The organism is Stappia sp. MMSF_3263 (assembly GCF_030733745.1).
Taxonomy (GTDB): Bacteria; Pseudomonadota; Alphaproteobacteria; order Rhizobiales; family Stappiaceae; genus Stappia.
Map to the genome: position 1 here is coordinate 105,018 of NZ_JASHIK010000005.1, position 18,493 is coordinate 123,510.

At 67.5% G+C, this 18,493-nt stretch carries 21 protein-coding genes and 1 pseudogene; 14 read left to right on the plus strand and 8 right to left on the minus strand.

The features are described 5' to 3' along the window. Positions 1 to 101 precede the first annotated feature (101 nt). Positions 102 to 650, plus strand: coding sequence for an AAA family ATPase (locus RBB46_RS07760; RefSeq protein WP_306028340.1), 549 nt, complete (start codon positions 102 to 104; stop codon positions 648 to 650). A 104-nt stretch (positions 651 to 754) separates the two neighbouring features. On the opposite strand, the gene RBB46_RS07765 is transcribed toward RBB46_RS07760, so the two are convergent. Beyond that, positions 755 to 1,156 carry a helix-turn-helix domain-containing protein gene (locus tag RBB46_RS07765; protein WP_306028341.1) on the minus strand — a complete coding sequence of 134 codons (402 nt, stop codon included), beginning with the start codon at positions 1,154 to 1,156 and terminating at the stop codon, positions 755 to 757. A 100-nt stretch (positions 1,157 to 1,256) separates the two neighbouring features. Here RBB46_RS07765 and RBB46_RS07770 point away from each other — a divergent pair, with 100 nt between their 5' ends. Both RBB46_RS07770 and RBB46_RS07775 read left to right on the plus strand, forming a co-directional pair. Continuing rightward, positions 1,257 to 1,832, plus strand: coding sequence for an NADPH-dependent FMN reductase (locus tag RBB46_RS07770; RefSeq protein ID WP_306028342.1), 576 nt, complete (start codon positions 1,257 to 1,259; stop codon positions 1,830 to 1,832). A gap of 27 nt (positions 1,833 to 1,859) precedes the next feature. Then, positions 1,860 to 2,228, plus strand: coding sequence for a putative quinol monooxygenase (locus RBB46_RS07775; RefSeq protein ID WP_306028343.1), 369 nt, complete (start codon positions 1,860 to 1,862; stop codon positions 2,226 to 2,228). 2 nt (positions 2,229 to 2,230) lie between these two features. Here RBB46_RS07775 and RBB46_RS07780 read toward each other — a convergent pair whose 3' ends face one another. Beyond that, positions 2,231 to 3,307 (minus strand): tartrate dehydrogenase, encoded by a 1,077-nt coding sequence (locus RBB46_RS07780; RefSeq protein WP_306028344.1) that lies wholly within the window; start codon positions 3,305 to 3,307, stop codon positions 2,231 to 2,233. A 322-nt stretch (positions 3,308 to 3,629) separates the two neighbouring features. On the opposite strand from RBB46_RS07780, the gene RBB46_RS07785 reads away from it, so the two are divergent. Then, the gene (locus RBB46_RS07785; protein ID WP_306028345.1) at positions 3,630 to 4,145 is read left to right on the plus strand and encodes a DUF1697 domain-containing protein; all 516 of its coding nucleotides are present in this window, start codon (positions 3,630 to 3,632) and stop codon (positions 4,143 to 4,145) included. Between the two features lie 40 nt (positions 4,146 to 4,185). After that, entirely contained in the window at positions 4,186 to 4,764 is a 579-nt protein-coding gene (locus RBB46_RS07790; RefSeq protein ID WP_306028346.1) for a helix-turn-helix domain-containing protein, read from the plus strand. On the opposite strand, the gene RBB46_RS07795 is transcribed toward RBB46_RS07790, so the two are convergent. Both RBB46_RS07795 and RBB46_RS07800 read right to left on the minus strand, forming a co-directional pair. Continuing rightward, positions 4,748 to 5,467 carry an aspartate/glutamate racemase family protein gene (locus tag RBB46_RS07795; protein ID WP_306028347.1) on the minus strand — a complete coding sequence of 240 codons (720 nt, stop codon included), beginning with the start codon at positions 5,465 to 5,467 and terminating at the stop codon, positions 4,748 to 4,750. The genes RBB46_RS07790 and RBB46_RS07795 overlap by 17 nt on opposite strands. A gap of 55 nt (positions 5,468 to 5,522) precedes the next feature. Beyond that, positions 5,523 to 6,221 (minus strand): TetR/AcrR family transcriptional regulator, encoded by a 699-nt coding sequence (locus tag RBB46_RS07800; protein WP_306028348.1) that lies wholly within the window; start codon positions 6,219 to 6,221, stop codon positions 5,523 to 5,525. A 195-nt stretch (positions 6,222 to 6,416) separates the two neighbouring features. Here RBB46_RS07800 and RBB46_RS07805 point away from each other — a divergent pair, with 195 nt between their 5' ends. Then, entirely contained in the window at positions 6,417 to 6,905 is a 489-nt protein-coding gene (locus tag RBB46_RS07805; RefSeq protein WP_306028349.1) for a RidA family protein, read from the plus strand. 47 nt (positions 6,906 to 6,952) lie between these two features. Here RBB46_RS07805 and RBB46_RS07810 read toward each other — a convergent pair whose 3' ends face one another. After that, entirely contained in the window at positions 6,953 to 7,861 is a 909-nt protein-coding gene (locus RBB46_RS07810) for a LysR family transcriptional regulator (RefSeq protein WP_306028350.1), read from the minus strand. 122 nt (positions 7,862 to 7,983) lie between these two features. On the opposite strand from RBB46_RS07810, the gene RBB46_RS07815 reads away from it, so the two are divergent. Next, positions 7,984 to 9,135 (plus strand): serine hydrolase, encoded by a 1,152-nt coding sequence (locus RBB46_RS07815; RefSeq protein WP_306028351.1) that lies wholly within the window; start codon positions 7,984 to 7,986, stop codon positions 9,133 to 9,135. Positions 9,136 to 9,145: 10 nt separating this feature from the next. Here the strand turns inward: RBB46_RS07815 and RBB46_RS07820 are convergent, their stop codons facing one another. After that, positions 9,146 to 10,039: a LysR family transcriptional regulator gene (locus RBB46_RS07820; protein ID WP_306028352.1), complete on the minus strand. Its 894-nt coding sequence runs from the start codon at positions 10,037 to 10,039 to the stop codon at positions 9,146 to 9,148. Positions 10,040 to 10,198: 159 nt separating this feature from the next. Here RBB46_RS07820 and RBB46_RS07825 point away from each other — a divergent pair, with 159 nt between their 5' ends. Both RBB46_RS07825 and RBB46_RS07830 read left to right on the plus strand, forming a co-directional pair. Beyond that, complete coding sequence (locus RBB46_RS07825) at positions 10,199 to 10,831, plus strand: nitroreductase family protein (protein WP_306028353.1); 633 nt, start codon at positions 10,199 to 10,201, stop codon at positions 10,829 to 10,831. Positions 10,832 to 10,873: 42 nt separating this feature from the next. Beyond that, a complete protein-coding gene (locus RBB46_RS07830; protein WP_306028354.1) occupies positions 10,874 to 11,761 on the plus strand; it encodes an EamA family transporter in 888 nt (295 codons plus the stop codon). A gap of 27 nt (positions 11,762 to 11,788) precedes the next feature. On the opposite strand, the gene RBB46_RS07835 is transcribed toward RBB46_RS07830, so the two are convergent. Together RBB46_RS07835 and RBB46_RS07840 are read right to left on the minus strand one after the other, a co-directional pair. Next, positions 11,789 to 12,067 (minus strand): PilZ domain-containing protein, encoded by a 279-nt coding sequence (locus tag RBB46_RS07835; RefSeq protein WP_306028355.1) that lies wholly within the window; start codon positions 12,065 to 12,067, stop codon positions 11,789 to 11,791. A 107-nt stretch (positions 12,068 to 12,174) separates the two neighbouring features. After that, positions 12,175 to 12,510: a TraR/DksA C4-type zinc finger protein gene (locus RBB46_RS07840; RefSeq protein ID WP_306028356.1), complete on the minus strand. Its 336-nt coding sequence runs from the start codon at positions 12,508 to 12,510 to the stop codon at positions 12,175 to 12,177. A 156-nt stretch (positions 12,511 to 12,666) separates the two neighbouring features. Here RBB46_RS07840 and RBB46_RS07845 point away from each other — a divergent pair, with 156 nt between their 5' ends. The 5 genes and pseudogenes from RBB46_RS07845 to RBB46_RS07865 all read left to right on the plus strand — a co-directional run. Beyond that, complete coding sequence (locus RBB46_RS07845; RefSeq protein WP_306028357.1) at positions 12,667 to 13,242, plus strand: NnrU family protein; 576 nt, start codon at positions 12,667 to 12,669, stop codon at positions 13,240 to 13,242. Positions 13,243 to 13,413: 171 nt separating this feature from the next. Continuing rightward, a complete protein-coding gene (locus RBB46_RS07850; protein WP_306028358.1) occupies positions 13,414 to 14,088 on the plus strand; it encodes a tetratricopeptide repeat protein in 675 nt (224 codons plus the stop codon). After that, positions 14,088 to 15,434 carry a PQQ-binding-like beta-propeller repeat protein gene (locus tag RBB46_RS07855; protein WP_306028359.1) on the plus strand — a complete coding sequence of 449 codons (1,347 nt, stop codon included), beginning with the start codon at positions 14,088 to 14,090 and terminating at the stop codon, positions 15,432 to 15,434. Before RBB46_RS07850 ends, RBB46_RS07855 begins: the two co-directional genes overlap by 1 nt. A 146-nt stretch (positions 15,435 to 15,580) precedes the next feature. Next, the gene (gene der / locus RBB46_RS07860; RefSeq protein ID WP_306028360.1) at positions 15,581 to 17,047 is read left to right on the plus strand and encodes a ribosome biogenesis GTPase Der; all 1,467 of its coding nucleotides are present in this window, start codon (positions 15,581 to 15,583) and stop codon (positions 17,045 to 17,047) included. Positions 17,048 to 17,921: 874 nt separating this feature from the next. After that, a pseudogene (locus RBB46_RS07865) lies at positions 17,922 to 18,464 on the plus strand (adenylate/guanylate cyclase domain-containing protein); the annotation flags it as partial. Positions 18,465 to 18,493 lie beyond the last annotated feature (29 nt).

Here is an 18,493-nt window from a genome sequence, read left to right on the forward strand (position 1 = left end):
AACCTGTTTAACAGGTGTCAATGAACACGGCAAGCCGCCCCCTCGCTGGCGGGGCGGAAGCGCGCATATCCTCAAACCGCAAGAGTGAGAAGGTTACGCAGATGAATCGTTTCGTTGTCGTTTCCGGGTGTTCGGGCGGGGGTAAGTCGACGCTGGTCGCGGAACTGGCGCGGCGCGGATATGCAACGGTCGCTGAGCCCGGCCGGCGGATTGTCGCGCGGGAAAGCGCTTCGGGCGGCGCGGCGCTGCCATGGGTGGATCTTGCCGCTTTCGCCCGTGCCGCCATCGCGATGGCGCTGGACGACCGCACCGCCCTGATGGCGCGGGACGGGCCGGCGTCCGGCGCGGGTCCGGTCTTTTTCGATCGCGGGCTGGTGGATGCGGCGGCAGCGCTCGAGCAGGCCACAGGCGAGCCGGCCCTTGGCCAGCTCGCCGCGGCGCACCGCTACAACCCGCTGGTCTTCATGACGCCGCCCTGGCCGGAGATCTACACGCAGGATCCCGAGCGGCAGCACGGGTTTCAGGACGCGCTCGCCGAATACGAGCGCCTTGTCGCGGCCTATCCGGCGCAGGGCTACACGGTCGTGACGGTGCCGCGAACGTGTGTTGCGGTACGGGCCGATTTCGTGCTTGAGAGGCTGGGCCTTTGAAGGACGGCCGCCGCTCCGTTCCGGCCACTTGTTCCTGGAAACGGGCGGTACGCGTTCATGCCGCGCTCTCGACCTGAAGGCCGATGCAACCTGGCAGGTCGCGCCTACGGGCTGCCGGAGCCTTCCGCCGCATCGTGACTTGCGCGGGCCGCCTCCACGTCCGGCAGTCGCCGTGCGATCCAGCCTGTCAGCCCGTCCATTACCTCGATGAGTTCCGCGCCGACATCGGTAAGCGAATAGCTCACCTTCGGCGGAACCGTCGGCTCGACATGGCGTGCCAGCAGCCCGTCGCGCCGCAATGCCTTGAGATTGTGGGAAAGCACCCGTTCACTGATGCCTTCGACGTTGTTGCGAAGTTCGAAGAAACGCAGGCTTCCGCCCCGCAAGCTCCACAGGATGAGAAGGCTCCAGCGTCCGGTGATGGTTTCGAACACGGACCGCCCGGGGCATTCGGCATGGAGTGGGTCGTCCGATGCCCGGTGGATGTCGTCACGACTTACATTCATGTCTGTTCCCGATTTTCATGTCCGTACTTCTTTTCAGGAAGCGGCTTACATATTGTTAGCTCATGCAGAACGAAGACGCCAGCAACAGGGAGACAGCGACATGACCGGCAAGCTCAGGATCGCCGTTCTTTACGGCAGTGCCCGTGAGGGCCGCTTTTGCAACACGGTCGGCGACTGGCTGACGCCCCGGTTGTGGGAGATGTCGGCGTTCGAGGTCGACCTGATCGACCCTCTCGAACTCGGCCTTCCAGCCCGTCTGGAAGCTGAGGAGAATGCAGCGGTGAAAGGCTATCTGCGCCGCATCGATGCCGCGGACGGGTTCATCGTCGTCACGCCGGAATACAATCACGGCTATACGGCTGACCTCAAATATCTGATCGACAACGCGCGCGCCGAGTGGAAGCGAAAGCCGGTCGGTTTCGTCTCCTATGGCGGGTCGGCGGGCGGCCTGCGCGCGGTGGAACAGCTCCGCCTGGTCTTTGCCGAGTTGCACGCCGTCGGCCTGCGCGATGGCGTCAGCTTTGCCAACCCATGGAACGACCTCGACGCGGACGGCGCCCTTGCCTGCACGGATGCGTCGCAGAAGGCGCTGGAGCAGATGATGAGCGAGATGAACTGGTGGGCCGGCGCGCTCAAACGTGCCCGCGAGGCTGTGCCGGTCGCGATGGCCGGCTGACGACTTTCAACGAGGAACAGGATCGACATGCCCGACAAGCAAGCGCGTACCGGCTCAGGCGAAACGCCAGGCCAGGAAGCCGGCGGCGCCTGGACGCTGGTCAACATCTTCCGTCCCCATGCCGGACGGACAGAGGAGTTCCTCGCCCTGCAACTGGCGGAGACGCGGGAGATGCGGGCCGAGGCGGCGCGCGCCGGTTGGCTTGGCAACGAGGTCTATATCGCCCGCGACGGTGGCGAGGTCGTCGTCGTCACCAGCTTCGCTAGCCGCGCCGCGCAAGAGGCCTTCGCGGCGAGCGAGAGTTTCGCCCGGCACCGGGCGCGGATCGCACCGCTGCTCGATGACGTCCGCTCCATGCCGGTGCGGTTTGTCGCGCGTCATGTCGGCGCGGGCTGAGCTCAGAGCTCGGCGGCGATCGCCTTGCCGCAGTCCTGCGTCGACAGCGTTCCGCCGAGATCGGCGGTGCGGCCCGTGGGCTTTTCCAGCACCCGCTCCATCGCCGCGACGATGGCTGCGGCGGCTTCGCGCTCGCCGAAATGGTCGAGCATCATCGCCGCCGTCCAGATCTGCCCGACCGGGTTGGCGATACCCTTGCCGGCGATGTCGGGGGCCGAGCCGTGCACCGGTTCGAACAGGGACGGGTGCTCGCCGGTCGGGTTGATGTTGGCCGAAGGCGCGATGCCGATCGTGCCGGTGCAGGCCGGGCCGAGATCGGACAGGATGTCGCCGAAGAGGTTGGAGGCAACGACCACGTCGAAGCGGTCCGGGTTGAGCACGAAATGGGCCGCCAGCGCGTCGATGTGATACTTGTCGCGGCGCACGTCCGGATAGTCGGCGCCCATCGCCTCCACCCGCTCGTCCCAATAGGGCATGGTGATGGCGATGCCGTTCGACTTGGTCGCCGAGGTCAGGTGCTTTTTTTCCCGCGACTGGGCGAGGTCGAAGGCGTAGCGCAGGATGCGGTCGACGCCGACCCGCGTCATCACCGTCTCCTGGATCACCACCTCGCGCTCGGTGCCCTCGAAGGCGCGCCCGCCGACGGAGGAATACTCGCCTTCCGTGTTCTCGCGCACCACGTAGAAGTCGATCTCGCCCGGCTTGCGGCCGGCAAGCGGCGAGGGCACGCCCGGCATCAGCCGCACCGGGCGCAGGTTCACATACTGGTCGAAGCGGCGGCGGAACTGCAGCAGCGAGCCCCACAGCGAGATGTGGTCCGGCACCTTTTCCGGCCAACCGACGGCGCCGAAGAAGATGCCGTCATAGCGGCTCAGCGTCTCGAACCAGTCGTCGGGCAGCATCTTGCCGTGCTTGAGGAAATAGTCGCAGGAGGAGAAGTCGAACCAGTCCAGCGAGAAGTCGAGGCCGAAGCGCCCGATTGCCGCTTCCAGGACGCGCACGCCCTCCGGCATCACCTCGGTGCCGATGCCATCGCCCGGAATGACGGCGATGCGGCGGGCGGTGTTGGAAAGGCTCATGCGGGTCTCCGGGGTTTCGGCGTCGCCGGGGCGTGCATCGTGCCGGGAAAAGGCGCGCGCGGGCCGGGCGGCCGGGGGAAGGAAAGCGGGCAGGGACCGGTGGGCGGTCTCATTCGCCGCGCATGTTCGCGCCGCTCGCAACCGATTTCAAGAGGCGCCGGCCGGATATAGGTCCGGCCTATGGCAGGACGCCGCCCGGAACGACAGATGCTGGCTTCCGCCCGGTGTTGAATGGAGAGCTCGATCGGTCCTACAAGGTGAGGTAGCGATTCCAGGGGGCGTCGAAGGTCCCCGTGCGTTGAACCGGAGGATGCCGGCACCCATGCAGCAACTCGTCTTTCTCCTTCGTGCGGTCAATGTGGGCGGCACCGGAAAGCTGCCGATGGCGGAACTGCGGACGATGGCCGAAGCCTGCGGACTGCGCGATGCACGCACCTATATCGCCAGCGGCAATCTCGTTGCCCGCGTCGATGGCGCGCCCGAGGTCGCAAGGGCCGCGCTCGAGGCCCGGCTTGCCGATTATGCGGGCAAGCCCGTTTCGGTGCTGATGCGCACGGGCGGGGAGATGGCCGCGGTGCTTGCCGACAATCCCTTCCCGGATGCCGATCCCCGGCGTCTGTTGGCGGTGTTTCTCGATGCGCCGCCGCCGCAGGATGCGCTTGAGAGCGTCAGCGGGCGCACGAGCGAGGAGATAGCACTCGGCCGGCGCGAGATCTATGTCAATTACGGGGATGCCATGACGGGTCGTTCCACGCTGAAGATCCCGGCGGCGACGGCCGGCACGGCACGCAATATGAATACCGTGGCGAAGCTTGCGGAGATGGCGGGCAAGACGTGACGCCGTGCGTCCCGCACGCGGTCGAAGCGAAGGAGGCAGCGTGAGCGATCCTGGCGACAACCAACCGGAGCGGGACGGTTTGCGGGCGGCCTTCGCCGCCGCCTTGCGGAGCGAGCGCGACCTTGCCGGACTGTCGGCTAGCGCGTTGGCGCGTCGCGCGGGGCTTGCCAAGTCGACGCTGTCACAGCTGGAGGCGGGACAGGGAAACCCCGGCATCGAGACCCTTTGGGCGCTGGCGAACGCGCTCGCCATCCCCGTCGGCCGGTTGCTGGAGGCGCCGCGCCCCGAAATCGAGGTGATCCGCGCCGGCACCGGCGAGGGCTTGCGTTCCGGCCATGCCGACTATGTCGCAAGGCTGCTGTCCACCGCTCCGGCGGCGGGACGGCGCGACATCTACATGATCGAGGCCGAGCCCGGCGAGCCGCATCGCTCCGCGCCGCATGCGTCCGGGGCGCGCGAGCATGTCGTGCTGCTTGCCGGGCGGGCGCTGGTCGGGCCGCGAGGAAGCGAGGCGGAGCTTTCCGCCGGTGACTACATCGCCTATCCGGCCGATGTCGCCCATGCCTTCGAGGCGCTTGCGCCCGGCACCCGGGCGGTGATGGTCATCGAGCACCGTTGAGGACCGGCAGTCGCTCCTCGACCGCGTGGCGCAGCGCGGCGCGGGCCAGCAGACGGGTCGAATCGAGCACCGGCAGCAGGGCGTTTTTCTCGTTGATCAGCAGCGGGATCTCGGTGCAGCCGAGCACCACGGCATCGCAGCCCGCGTCTCCCATCCGTTTCATGATCCGCTGGAATGCCTGTTCCGCCTCGCCGGTGAAGCGGCCATAGACAAGCTCGTCCATGATGATCCGGTTCATCTCCCCGCGCTCGTCCGGTGTTGGCAGGGTGAGGGCGATGCCACGCCGGCCGAGGGCGTCCGGGTAGACGCCGCTCTCCACCAGCCAGCGTGTTCCCGTCAGCCCGAGATGCCGGAAGCCGCGCTGGTGCGCCTCGTCGGCCACCGTCTCGGCGATGTGCAGGAACGGCAGCGGCAGCTCCCGCGTCAGGGTGGGCAGCGCCTGGTGGATGGTGTTGTCCGGGCAGATGAGAAACTCGGCGCCCGCGCTGGCCAGCCGTTCCGCCGTTTCCAGCATCAGCGCTCCGACGCCCTCAAGGTTCCCTGCCTCGAGATGGCGGACATAGTCGGAGAGCGAGGGCATGTGGAGGCTGATCGGCGGGTTGCCGTGCGGGCCGAGCGGCTTTTCCGCCTCGGCGCAGATGATGCGGTAGCACTCGGCCGCGCCTTCGGCCGAGCAGGCCATGATACCGATGTGAAGGGGCATGAGGGTCGTCCGTTGTTGTCTGATATCGTTCATTATATCGAACAACGTTCGGCAATCAATCGACCTTCTTGAGAGGAAGTCCGTCCAGAAGGAAGCCCAGCCCCTTCCTGAAAGCGCCGTCCCAGTCCTCGTCAAGGAGCAGGCGGGAGCCTTCGATCGTCGGATAATCTCCGCCGGTTCCTTCGGGTCGCCGTTGTGTCGCCGCCTTTCGCGCGTCGTCCGAACGGTCGAAGTTCGCAAGGGTCACGGTGGCGCCCATCACATGGTTCCAGATCGACCAGATCGCGGCGTTCAGATCCTCGTCCGCGATGCCGGCCCGGGAAAGGGTCCGGCTCAGCAGTTCCAGGCGGGCGAGGATGTTCGCACCCAGCGCCCGGCGTGGCAGCAATGCTGCCGACCATGGGTGGCGCAGCATGCAGGCGCGCCAGTCCTCCAGCATGCGGATGACGTCCCCGCGCCAGTCCTCCCGGGAGCGGGAAGCCGATGTCGGTCCCTGGTATTCGAGTACCGAATCCAGGGCCAGATCAAGGACGTCTTCCTTGCTGTCGACATGCCAGTAGAGGCTCATCACGCCCGAGCCGAGGTGATCCGCCAGCCGGCGCATCGTCAATCCGTCGAGGCCGCCGGCATCCATCAGTTCCACCGCGGCCTGCACGATGCGCTCCAGCGAAAGAGGCGGTTCCTGCGTCGACTGAAGGGATTTTCCGGTCCGTTGTGGCCGCTTGGGCCCGGCACTGCTGGTTCTGGTGGCCATTCGTCATCCTGGGTGATCGGCTCGTCGAGCTTGGCTGACAATGCGACAATTGTCGCTTTCGGGCAATTGACTCGTACGGTGTACGATGCAATCTGTTCGTACGCTGTACGAGTCGACTGACGGACGTTGAGCGGAGTGGCAACCGCCCGGCTCGCCGGCCCCGCCGCCCGCGGCGTTCACGGCCAGGGGAAAATCATGTCACGCGCAATCAAGCATCTACTTGTCGGAGGGCTGTTCATCATGACCACGGGAATTTCCGCCGCGACGACGGCGAAGGCGAGCGATCTCACGCTGAAGATCGTCAACCCGCAAAACCTCTACGACCCCACGCCGAACGGATACAGCACGGCGGTGATCGTACCGGGCGGCGCGCGCGTCGCCCATGTCTCGGGGCAGGGAGGGCAGGACGCCTCCGGGGCACTGTCGCCTGACTTCGCCGTCCAGGTCGAACAGGCCTACGCGAATCTCGGCGCCGTTCTTGACGGGCTCGGCGCGCGACCGGATCAGGTCGCCAAGCTCACCGTCTACGTGGTCGATCACGACATGTCGAAGCTCGAGGTCCTGACCCGGAACGTCAAGAAGATGTTCGGCGAGAGATTGCCCGCCCAGACACTCGTTCCCGTCCCGAAGCTTGCGATCGATCCCATGCTGTTCGAGGTGGAAGCGGTGGTCATGCTGGACTAGTCGGGATTCGCGCCTACTCCTCACCTGTGCGCCTTGTCGCGGCGTCTTCAGCCGGCCGGTCGCGACGGCCTGCCCCGGAACCAGTCGATGAAGGCGCGCAACTTCGCCGGTTGCAGCTCGCGCGAGGGGAAGTAGATGTGGAAACGCTGCGGTTCCGGTTCGAATTCGTCGAGCAGGGAAACTAGCCGCCCATCGGCCAGTTCCGGCTCCTCGTCGATGCGAAAGCGCTGGGCGATGCCCAGCCCCTCTCGCGTGGCGAGCGCGAAATGGGCGTTGTCGTCGAGCACCAGTGCCGCCGGCGGGTCGATCTGGATCGTCTGCTCGCCCCTGCGGAAGGTCAGCGGTTCCAGCCGACCGCTGCCGGGATAGCGGTAGCGGATCACCCTGTGGCCGGCGAGATCCTCCGGTGTCTTCGGGTGGCCGGCCTCGGCGAGGTAGAGGGGGCTGGCCAGCAGCGAGCGGCGCAGCGGCGGGCCGATGGGCAGGGAGATCATGTCCTGCTCGAGTGAGCCGCGAAACCGGATGCCGGCGTCGAAATCGCCGCGCACGATGTCGGTCAGGCGCTCGTCGGTCGACAGTTCCAGCCGGATGCCGGGATGGGCGCGCACGAAGGCGGTAAGCCGCGGAACCACGCAGAACTCCGCCGCCAGCCGTGAAAGCGTGATCCTCAGCGTGCCGGAAACCGCACCTTCCCGGTCCCTCACGTGTTCCAGCGCGCCGTCCAGGGCGGCAAGCGGTGCGTCGACCGCCGCGAGGAACTGGCGGCCGCGTTCGGTCAACCGGACGCTGCGGCTGTTTCTGTCGAAGAGACGGGCACCGATCCGCCGTTCGAGCTGGCGGATCGTCTGCGACACGGCCGACGCCGAAATGCCGAGCCGTCCGGCCGCGGCGGTGAAGCCACCGGTGAGCGCAACGGCGCGGAAAACCGGGAGTGCGGAAAGGATGGCGCCATCCATCGTTAAGTCATCCTTCAAGATGCATTCAGTCTTGCCTCCCTTATCGTGAACGATCTCGAGGGCTAAGTCAGCATCGTTCCGGCAGTCCCGCCGGTTACGCTGACTTCGTCCTGGAGGAAAACATGAACATGATCGAGGCTTTGGCGGGTACGGACCTGACAACGGCGCTGGATGCGGCCATCGACGGCGCGCTTGCGGAGCGGCGCGTCGTTGGCTGCGTTGCGCTGGTCGCCGAAAGGGGGGAGGTGGTCTACCGGCGGGCGGCGGGTCTCGCCGACAGGGAAACCGGCCGGCCGATGACGGTGGAGACGCCATTCCGCCTGGCTTCGGTGACCAAGCCGTTCACAACGGCGGCGGCGCTACGGCTGATGTCGGACGGACGGTTGTCGCCCGACGACCCGGTCGAGCGCTGGCTGCCGGCCTTCCTGCCGAAGCTTGCCGATGGCGCATCCGCAAGGATCACCGTCGGCCATCTTCTCGCGCATATGGCCGGTCTCGACTACCGCTTTTCCCAACCGGCCGGAGGCGTCTATGCCGCCGCCGGGGTGTCCGACGGGCTTGACGAGGCGGGGCCCGGCCTTGCCGAGAACCTGGCGAGGATCGCCGCCGTGCCGCTCGACATCGAGCCGGGCACCGCATGGCGCTACTCGGTTGCCACGGATGTCCTCGGCGCGGTTGTCGAAGCGGTGGCGGGCCGGCCGCTGGACGAGGCGATGGAGGCGCTGGTCACCGGGCCGCTCGGCCTTGGCGCTCGCTTTCATGGCGATCCGGCGACGCTGGCTGTTCCCTATTACGATGCGCGCCCCGAGCCGCGCCGCATGGAGGGGGTTGTCGAGGTGCCGCTGCCCGAGGGGTTTGGCTCGGCGGTGCGTTTCGATCCCGCGCGTATCGCCGCACCGTCCGCCTTCTTCTCAGGCGGCGCGGGGATGGCGGGCCGGGCCGACGACGTCCTGACGCTGCTCGAGGCCTTGCAGGGCGGTGCCTTTCTCGACGCTAGCTGGCGCGAGGCGGCGCGCCGGCCGCGGGTGGGCGCGGAGGCCATGGCCCAGGGGCCGGGCTGGGGCTACTGCTGGACCGGCGCGGTCCTGCTCGATCCGGCGGCGGCCGGCTCCGGCCTGTCGGAGGGGACGGTTTCCTGGGGCGGCGTCTACGGCCATTGGTGGTGCATCGACCATGCGCGCCAGCGGGTCACGGTGCTGCTCACCAACACGGCCTATGAAGGCATGATCGGCCGCCTGGCGCAGGATGTCGGGGCAGCTGCCGCGACGGCCTGACCCATCCCGCTCACATCTCGTCGCGCAGGTCCTCGGCGAGGAAGTCGACGAAGGCGCGCACTTTCGGCAGCAGGTAGCGGCGCGAGGGATAGACGGCATAGACCTGCGTCACCACCGGGTCCCAGTCGTCCAGCGCCGTTTCCAGCCGGCCGGCGGCGATGTCGTCCTGCACATAGAGGCGCGGGATCAGGCTTACCCCGAAGCCGGCGCGCAGGGCATCGCGGATGGCAAGGCTCGACGTCACCTTGTAGCGGCCGGTGACCTGCACCTTCTGCGTCTGGCCGTCGCGGCTGAACTCCCATTCGCCGGCATGGCCGGAGAGCGAGAACTGCACGCAGTCGTGGCTTTCCAGGTCCATCGGCGTTTGCGGGCGTCCGTTCGTCCCGAAATAGGCGGGCGCGGCGCACACCACATGGCGCAGGGCCATGATGCGGCGGGCGACGAGACTGGAATCCTCCAGCCTGTCGCTGCCGCGAATGGCAAGGTCGAAGCCGTCCTTGACGATGTCGACGCGCCTGTCGTCGAGCTGCAGGTCGAGGGAGATGTCCGGATAGGCCTGCATGAAGCGGACGACGGCGCCCGAGAAGCGGACGAGCGAGAGGCTCATCGGCGCGCTGACGCGCAGCAGCCCGCTCGGGCTGTGACTGAGGGGCTGCATCGAGCCGTCGGCATCCTCGAGGTCGTCGAGGATGCGGCTCACCTGCTGGTAATAGCGGGTTCCGGCCTCGGTCAGGCTCATCCGCCGCGTCGTGCGATTGAGCAGACGGACGCCCAGATGCGCCTCCAGCTCGCCGACATTCTTGCTCACGGCGGCCGGCGACAGGCGCAGCTTGCGCGCCGCGGCGGCGAAGGCGCCCCCCTCCACCACCTGGCGAAACACCCGAAGCGCAGTCAATTGATCCATGATTATTCACTATCAGTTGTGAGTGTGGCCATCGTAATGCGGATTATTGCTGGATCATAATTGAATTATCTGTTGCTCCAACGGGAGCGATCCCGCCCTTCGTTTCACCGCCCGCGCTGCGAATGCCGCCGCGCCGGGCCAGCCGAAAGGACCGGACTCATGACGGTACATGTCTCGCCCAGCGAAATCGCCTCCGCCATCGAAAGCCGCATCTCCGCCAATCTCTACGACCGCGACCATGCGCTTTCGAGGGCGCAGATCGAGGAACTGGTGCGCCTCGCCAGCCTGGCGCCGAGCGCCTACAACCTGCAGAACTGGCGCTTCATCGCCGTCTCCAGCCCCGAGGCGAAGGCCCGGCTGACGGACGCCTCCTACGGCCAGCGTAAGGTTCTCGACGCGGCCGTGACCTTCATCATCGTCGGCCAGTTTCCCTCGCACGAGGCGCTGGCGCGGCGGCTGGAACCGTCGGTCGCGGCCGGGTTCATGCCGCGTGAAATGGCCGAGAGCTGGGTCGGGGTCATCGCCGATACCTTCGGCGGCAACGCGAGCGCCAGCCATGACGAGGCAATCCGCTCGGCCACCTTCGCCGCCTCCTTCCTGATCTTCGCCGCCCAGTCGATGGGGCTCGCCAGCGGCGCGATGACCGGCTTCGAGGCAGAACGGGTTGCCCGCGAATTCGGCCTGGGGGCCGGCGAAGTGCCGGTGATGCTGATGACCGTCGGGCGTGCCGCCGAGGGCAACTGGCCGCAGAAACCGCGCGTGCCGGTCGCCGAACTGATCGAGCACGTCTGAACGAGCGGAGCCGCGCGGCACCGCCCGCAAAGGAGAAATGCCATGACACGCCTTGCCGACCTGCTGCTGACCGCGCTCGCGCCGGTCGTCTGGGGCAGCACCTATATCGTCACGACCGAGTTGCTGCCCCCCGGCCATCCGGTCTTCGTTTCCGCCGCGCGGGTGCTGCCGGCGGGCCTCCTCTTGCTCCTCATGGTGCGGGAATTGCCGCGCGGTGTCTGGGTCTGGCGCTCGCTGGTGCTCGGCCTGCTCAACTTCGCCATCTTCATGGTGCTGCTTTTCGTTGCCGCCTACCGGCTGCCCGGCGGCATTGCCGCCACGGTCGGAGCGGTGCAACCGCTGATCGTCATCTTCATCGCCGCCATGCTGCTCGGCACCGCGATCCGTCCGCTGGCCGTCGCCGCCGCTCTCGCCGGCCTCGGCGGGGTTGCCCTGCTGGTCCTGAAGCATGGCGCGGCGCTTGACACGATCGGCATCGCCGCCGCACTCGGCGGAGCCGTCTCCATGGCTTTCGGCGTGGTGCTCAGCCGTCGCTGGCAGCCGCCGGTCTCGCCCCTGACCTTCGCCGCCTGGCAGCTCACCGCCGGCGGGCTGCTGCTGCTGCCGATGGCTTTCCTGATGGAGCCGCTGCCGCCCTTGCCGGATGCGCGCAACCTGACGGGCTTCCTCTATCTCGGCCTGTCCAGCGCGCTCACCTATGTGCTGTGGTTCCGCGGCATCTCGCGGCTGGAGCCCTCGGCGGTCTCCTCGCTGGGCTTCCTCAGCCCGACAACGGCGGTGCTGCTCGGCTGGGTTCTGCTGGATCAGGCCCTGTCGCCGGCGCAGCTTGCTGGCGTTGCCATCGTTCTGGCCAGCGTCTGGCTGGCCCAGCGGGCGGCGCGGCTGACAGTGCCGGCACCGGCGCCGGCCGGCAAGCCGGTCGGGGCGTAAGGGCGCGGGCGGAGCGGGGTAGGGGCGTCAGTCCGCCGCTGCGGCCTGCTCCGCGCGCTCGAACTGGACACCGAGTTCGGTCGCCGTGCGCCAGCGCACGACGGCCATCTCGCGGATGTCCTCGTTGACGATGCGCAGCTCGAAACGGTCGGGAATGTCGACGGTGCTCGGCAGTTTCAGAAGGGCGCCGTCCTCGGACAGGTTCCTCACCCGGCAGTCATAGACCGTCGTGTGATTGTCCGGCACGATCTTTCCGCTCTTCAGCGTGCGGTGGCGCGGACTGCTGCGCCGATCACGATCCGTCATCTCGTCCCCGCCTCTCCAAGCCAGCGGAATATGCCCTTAACGGAAGTGATTCTCCAAGCCACTTGCGGCCGCAGTGGGTCGGCAATCCGGTTTTTTTGGCGCAGGCCTCAGTTGTTCCCGGCACAGGCGATGCACAGTGCGGCGGCCGGGTCGACGGCGAGCCGGCGCGGAGCGATCTCTTCCCCGCATTCCAGGCATTCCCCGTAGGCGCCGGTATCGAGGCGGTGCAGCGCGGCGGCGATCCGGCCCAGCTCCGCCGCCCGCTGTCGTTCGTTCGCCAGGGCCATCGCCTGGCCCTGCATGGCGTCCATGCGGGACAGGCGGCCAACGGATTGCTGGTCGAGTTGCACGACGTCGCGGGCCTCCCGCGCTGTTTCCGACAGTGCCTCGAGTTCCGTTCTGCGTGCCAGAAGCTGCGCGCGGGCCGTTGCCTCGTCCGTCATCTGCTGCTCCGTCATCCGGCCGTCATGCCCCGTCAACGACAGTCTCGCGGGTGGCGATCCGCGTTGCAAGACACGGGCGGGTCTGTGTCGTCCGGCTTGACCGGAAGCAGGGAAACCAGTCAAGTCGCCCGGTGACTTTGAGGGAGAATCTTTGCCATGACCTTGCTCGTGCTTGGCCTGGTCGCCTTTCTGGGCGTCCACATGCTGCCCATCCTGACCAGTGTGCGGACACGCCTGCGCACCCGCCTTGGCGAGAACGGCTACAAGGGCCTGTTCACGGTCTTGTCGATCGCCGGCTTTGTCCTGCTGATCTACGGCTATGGTGTTGCGCGCTCGCAAGGCCCGGCAATCCTCTACGATCCGCCGCTGTGGATGCGCCATGTCACCCTGCTGCTGATGGTGCCGGTCTTCGTTCTGCTGGTCGCTTCCAATGCGCCGGCGGGGCGGATCAAGGCGGCAACCAAGCACCCGATGATCCTGTCGGTGAAGATCTGGGCGCTGGCGCATCTGCTCGCCAATGGCGATGCCGCCTCGGTGCTGCTCTTCGCCGCCTTCCTGGGCTGGGCCGTTCTCGACCGGATATCGCTGAAGCGGCGCGGCAATGCCGGGGGCGCGGTGTCGGCGTCTCCCTCGATGGCCGGTGACGTGGTGTCCGTCGTGGTCGGCCTCGGTCTCTACGTCGCCTTCGTCCTCTATCTGCATGAGTGGCTGATCGGCGTTTCTGTCGTCTGAGCGGCCAGCGTCTGGCCGGCTGCCTCACTTGCGCCACGAAGACGCGCAAGGGGAGGGGTGGCCATGCCCGAACGGGCCGTTTGCCAGTGCAGGGTCAAATGGATATGGTGGCGCCGCGCCGGGCCGGGAGGCCGGGTGCAATCCACGCCAAGTTTCAGGAAATTGTAGCGTATGTCGGACATTTTTCGCGAGGTCGACGAGGAGATCAGGCATGAGCGCTTCAAGCGCCTGTGGGATCGGTTCGGTCCTTATCTGATCGCGCTTGCGGTCCTGATCGTCGTCGGCACCGCCGCCTATCGCGGTTGGCTCTACTGGCGCGAGACGCAGGCCCAGGCATCCGGCGACGTTTTCGTCAGCGCAACCCGCCTTGCCGAGGACGGCAAGTTCGCGGAGGCCGAGGCGCGGCTTGTCGAGCTGGCCGACGCACAGGGCGGATATCCGACCCTGGCGGGCATGCGCGCGGCCGCGCTGAAGGCGGAGGCCGGCGATCCGGCAGCGGCCATTGCCGCGTTCGACGCGATTGCCGACGACGGGCGCAAGGATCCGCTCCTGCGCGACATCGCAAGGCTCAGGGCCGGCTACCTGGCCATGGATCTTGAGGATTACGCCGGCGCCACGTCGCGGTTCGAGGTGCTCTCGGGCGACGACAACGCATGGCGCTTCCTGGCGCGAGAGGCACTGGCCCTGTCGGCCTGGAAGCAGGAGGACGCGGCCGCCGCGCGCCGCTGGATCGACGGCATCGTCGGCCAGGAGGGCGCGCCGAGCGACGTGGTGACGCGAGCGCGCACGGTGCTCGACCTGATCAATGCGGCTGAGGGCAAGCCGGACGAGGAGGCGAAGTCGTGATGGCGCGCGTATCCGCACGGCCGGCTTCCGGGCTCGCCTCGAAACTGGTCTTCGTGATGGTCTCGGCGCTGGCGCTCGGCGCCTGCGAGACCTTTACCGATCTCAATCCCTTCTCCAAGGAAAAGATCCTTCCGGGCGAGCGCGAGGCGCTGTTCGACACCGCCGACCCGCTTGCCACCGAAGGTTCCGGCACGGCCAGTGTCGGCGCTGCCAGTTCCGTCGAATGGCGCCAGGGCGCGGGCGACGGGGCCAACAATTCCGGCAATGTCGCCGCGACAATCTCCGGCGGCCGGGCCTGGCGGGCGTCCATGGGCGGCGGCTCCGGCGGCGTCTTTTCCGGCACCGTGCGCACCGCGGCACGACCCGTTTCGGCCAATGGCCGCATCTTCGTCTACAGCCAGAACGGCGACGTGACGGCTCTGTCGACCAATGGCGGCCGGTTGTGGCGGCGCTCGCTGCGTCCCGAGGGCGAGCGTGATGTCGCCTCCGGCGGCGGTGTTGCTGCCGAGGGCAACCGTGTCTTCGCGGCGACCGGCTACGGCCAGCTCGTCGCGCTCGATGCCGGTTCCGGCGCCGTGATCTGGAACAAGGATATCGGCGCGCCGGCCCGTCAGGCCCCGGCTGCGTCCGGCGACGTCGTCGTCGCCGTCACCCAGACCGGCGAGGTCCACGCGGCCGCGCAGGGCGACGGCGAGGAGCGCTGGACCTATAGCGGCATTGCCGAGAACAGCGGCCTGCTCGCCTTCGCCAATCCGGCGATAGCCGGGGGCACGGTGATCGTGCCCTTCACCTCGGGCGAGGTGATGGCGCTCGATCTCAAGAGCGGCGAGCCGAAGTGGATCGAGGGCGTCACGCGGTCCTACCGCACGCGCGCCGTCTCGGGCTTCGCCGATGTGGCCGCAAGCCCGGTCGTTGCCGGCGACATGGTCTATGCCTCGGGGGTCTCCGGCCGGCTGGTGGCCTCGAAGCTGCGCACGGGCGAGCGCGTCTGGGAGCAGGATGTCGGGTCGCTGCACACGCCGGTCGTTTCGGGCGGCGCCGTGTTCCTCATCGACATCGAGGACCGCATGGTGGCGATCGACCGGCGCAACGGCGCGGCGCTGTGGCGCACCGTGCTGCCGAATGTCGAGGGCAAGAAAAAGCGGATCAACTGGGCCGGGCCGGTGCTGGCGAACGGCGTTCTCGTCGCGGTGTCGAGTGACGGGCGGATGATCCGCATCGATGCCGCCTCGGGCCGGGTTGTCGGCTCCTCGTCGACCTCCGAAGACATTTACGTGACGCCGATCATCGCCGGCGGACGGATGGTGACCATCACCTCCAAGGGCGACGTCGTCGCGTTCAACTGACACGAACGGGCGCTCGCGCCCGTTCTCATGTAGCCTTCCCGCATCCCGCGTCGCCATGGCGCGGGATGCATTCGTTCTTGCCGGATGCCCGAACCGGGACAATCATGTCCCGGTTCGGGCTTTCGCTTTGCCGGGATCTGGATACCGTGCCTGCCAAAATCGCAATCATCGGGCGGCCGAACGTCGGCAAGTCCACCCTCTTCAACCGTCTTGTCGGCAAGCGCCTGGCGCTGGTCGACGACACGCCGGGCGTCACCCGCGACCGCCGGGCGGGCGATGCCAAGCTTGGCGACCTGCGCTTCACCATCCTGGACACGGCCGGCCTCGAGGAGGCGGACGCGCGGACCCTGGAAGGGCGCATGCGGGCTCAGACCGAGGAGGCCATCGCCGCCGCCGACGCGGTGCTCTTCGTCATTGATGCGCGCGCCGGCCTGACGCCCAGCGACAGCCATTTCGCCAACATGCTGCGGCGGACGAGCACGCCGGTCGTGCTGATCGCCAACAAGGCGGAGGGCCGCTCGGGCGAGGGCGGTCTCTACGAGGCCTTCAGCCTCGGCTTCGGCGATCCGATCGCCATGTCGGCCGAGCACGGCGAGGGGCTTGCTGATCTCTACCGGGTGCTGCTGCCGATCGTCGATGCGGCCGATGCCGCCGACGAAGCGGCCGCGAGCGAGAAGGAAGCGATCGCGGCCGGCGAGATCGCCGTGACCGATGTCGATGTGGTGACCGAGGACGAGGACGAGGAGCCGGTCGACACGGGTCCGGCGGCGGGCAGTTCGACGCGGCCCTTGCGCGTTGCCGTGGTCGGTCGCCCCAATGCGGGCAAGTCGACGCTGATCAACCGGTTCCTGGGCGAGGAACGGCTGCTGACCGGACCGGAAGCGGGCATTACGCGCGATTCCATCTCCGTCGACTGGGTCTGGCGCGACAAGCACGTGAAGATCTTCGACACTGCCGGCATCCGCCGCAAGGCGCGGGTGCAGGAGAAGCTGGAGAAGCTCTCCGTCGCCGATGCGCTGCGCGCGATCAAGTTCGCCGAGGTGGTGATCGTCACTCTGGATGCGACCATTCCGTTCGAGAAACAGGACCTGCAGATCATCGATCTCGTCGCCCGCGAGGGCCGGGCGCTGGTCATCGCCATCAACAAGTGGGACCTGATCGAGGACCACGCCGAGACGATGCAACGCATTTCCGATGCATCCGAGCGCTATCTCAACCAGATTCGCGGCGTTCGCATCGTCACCCTGTCGGGCCTGCACGGGCGCGGTCTGGACAAGCTGATGGACGCCGCCTTCCAGTCCTACGACATGTGGAACCGGCGCGTCTCGACCTCGCGGCTCAACCGCTGGCTCGATGGCGTTCTCGTCCACCATCCGCCTCCGGCGGTCGCCGGGCGCCGGGTGAAGCTGCGCTACCTTACCCAGGTGAAGGCGCGCCCGCCGCATTTCGTCGTCTTCTGCTCGCGGCCCGAAGTGCTGCCGGAAAGCTACACCCGGTATCTCGTCAACGGCTTGCGCGAGCGGTTCGAGATGCCGGGCACGCCGATCCGGCTGAGCTACCGCAAGGGCGACAACCCCTATGCGGCCAAGGCCCGCAAGCGCAAGATCCAGTAGCGACGCCGCCGGCCGACCGAAGGCCTCGCCAGTGCTCCCGGCAGGTGCGACTACGCCAGGCGCCGGGGATGGCAACGGGGGCAAGGTGGGAAGTCGAAGAGCGGGTCTTTTTTTGACCAGCCTCAATCCCCATCTAGCGGAAGGCGCGGGGCCGGCAGGGTGTCCCGCCTTCTCCGGTTGCCTGACGCGCGTTCGCTCGCGGGTGCCGGCCGGCCGAACTGGGACGACCAATCCGCTTCCGCGAGGGTGCGGATCGGCCGCCCCAGGCATCGATACGAACAAGGTCGGGGGTCCCGCTCGGTTTGCGGGAGGCACCGGCGATCCAGGGGCGTGACGCATGACAATCAGTGCAAGTCTCGTCGCCGCCGAAGTCATGGAGTGGCTTCACGGCGACGCGGTGCGGATCGAGGACGCCTCGATGCTGGTGGAAACGCTGGCGATCCGGCTCAACGATGCCGGCGTGCCGGTCGACCGGGTCACCACCGGCATTTCCATCCTGCATCCCAATGTGCGCACCGAGGGCGTCACCTGGACCACCGATGCGGGCACCGAGCTGCGGCGCTACATGGAGACACCGGAAAGCCTCAAGGCCTACCAGAGCAGTCCGTTCAAGGTGGTTTTCTCGGAGAGCCGCAGCGTGCGGATCCGATTGTGCGGCCCCGATCCCCTGCCGGACTACGGCATCGTGCCGGAGCTGGTGGAGGCGGGCTATTCCGACTATATGGCTCTGCCGCTTCCCTTCTCCGACGGTTCGATCAAGGGCGTGACCTTCGCCACCCGGGTCGAGGGCGGCTTTTCCAGCGCGCAGCTGTCGCTGTTCGAGACGATTGCCCGGCCGCTGGCGCTTCTGTGCGAGCTTCAGACCCTCAAGAGAATGAGCCACACGTTGCTCGACACCTATGTCGGGCGGCGGGCCGGCGCGCGGGTTCTGGCCGGCACGGTCAAGCGCGGCGACGGCGAGACGATCTCCGCCGTGGTCGGCTTCTTCGACCTGCGCGGCTTCACTGAACTCTCCAACACGCTGCCGGGCGACAAGCTGGTCGGCCTGCTGAACGCCTATTTCGACGCGGTGACGCGGGCCGTGGAGGCGCATGACGGGGAGGTTCTGAAGTTCATCGGCGACGAGGTCATGGCGGTGTTTCCGTATGGCTGCGAGGAAAGCGCCCGCAACGCGGCGAGCCAGGCCCTGCTGGCGGCGCGCGAGGCGGGCGAGAACATCTCCGCGATCAACCGCACCTGTTGCGAGACCTCGCCCGAGCTGCGCGTCGGTATCGCCCTGCATGCGGGCGATGTCTTTTTCGGCAATGTGGGGGCGGAGACACGGCTCGATTTCACGGTGGTCGGGCCGGTGGTCAACCTTGCCTCGCGGATCGCCGGGCTGACACGGGAGTTGAGGCAGGACATCCTCGTGTCCGAGACCATCGCCGATCTCATGGGCTGCCATGC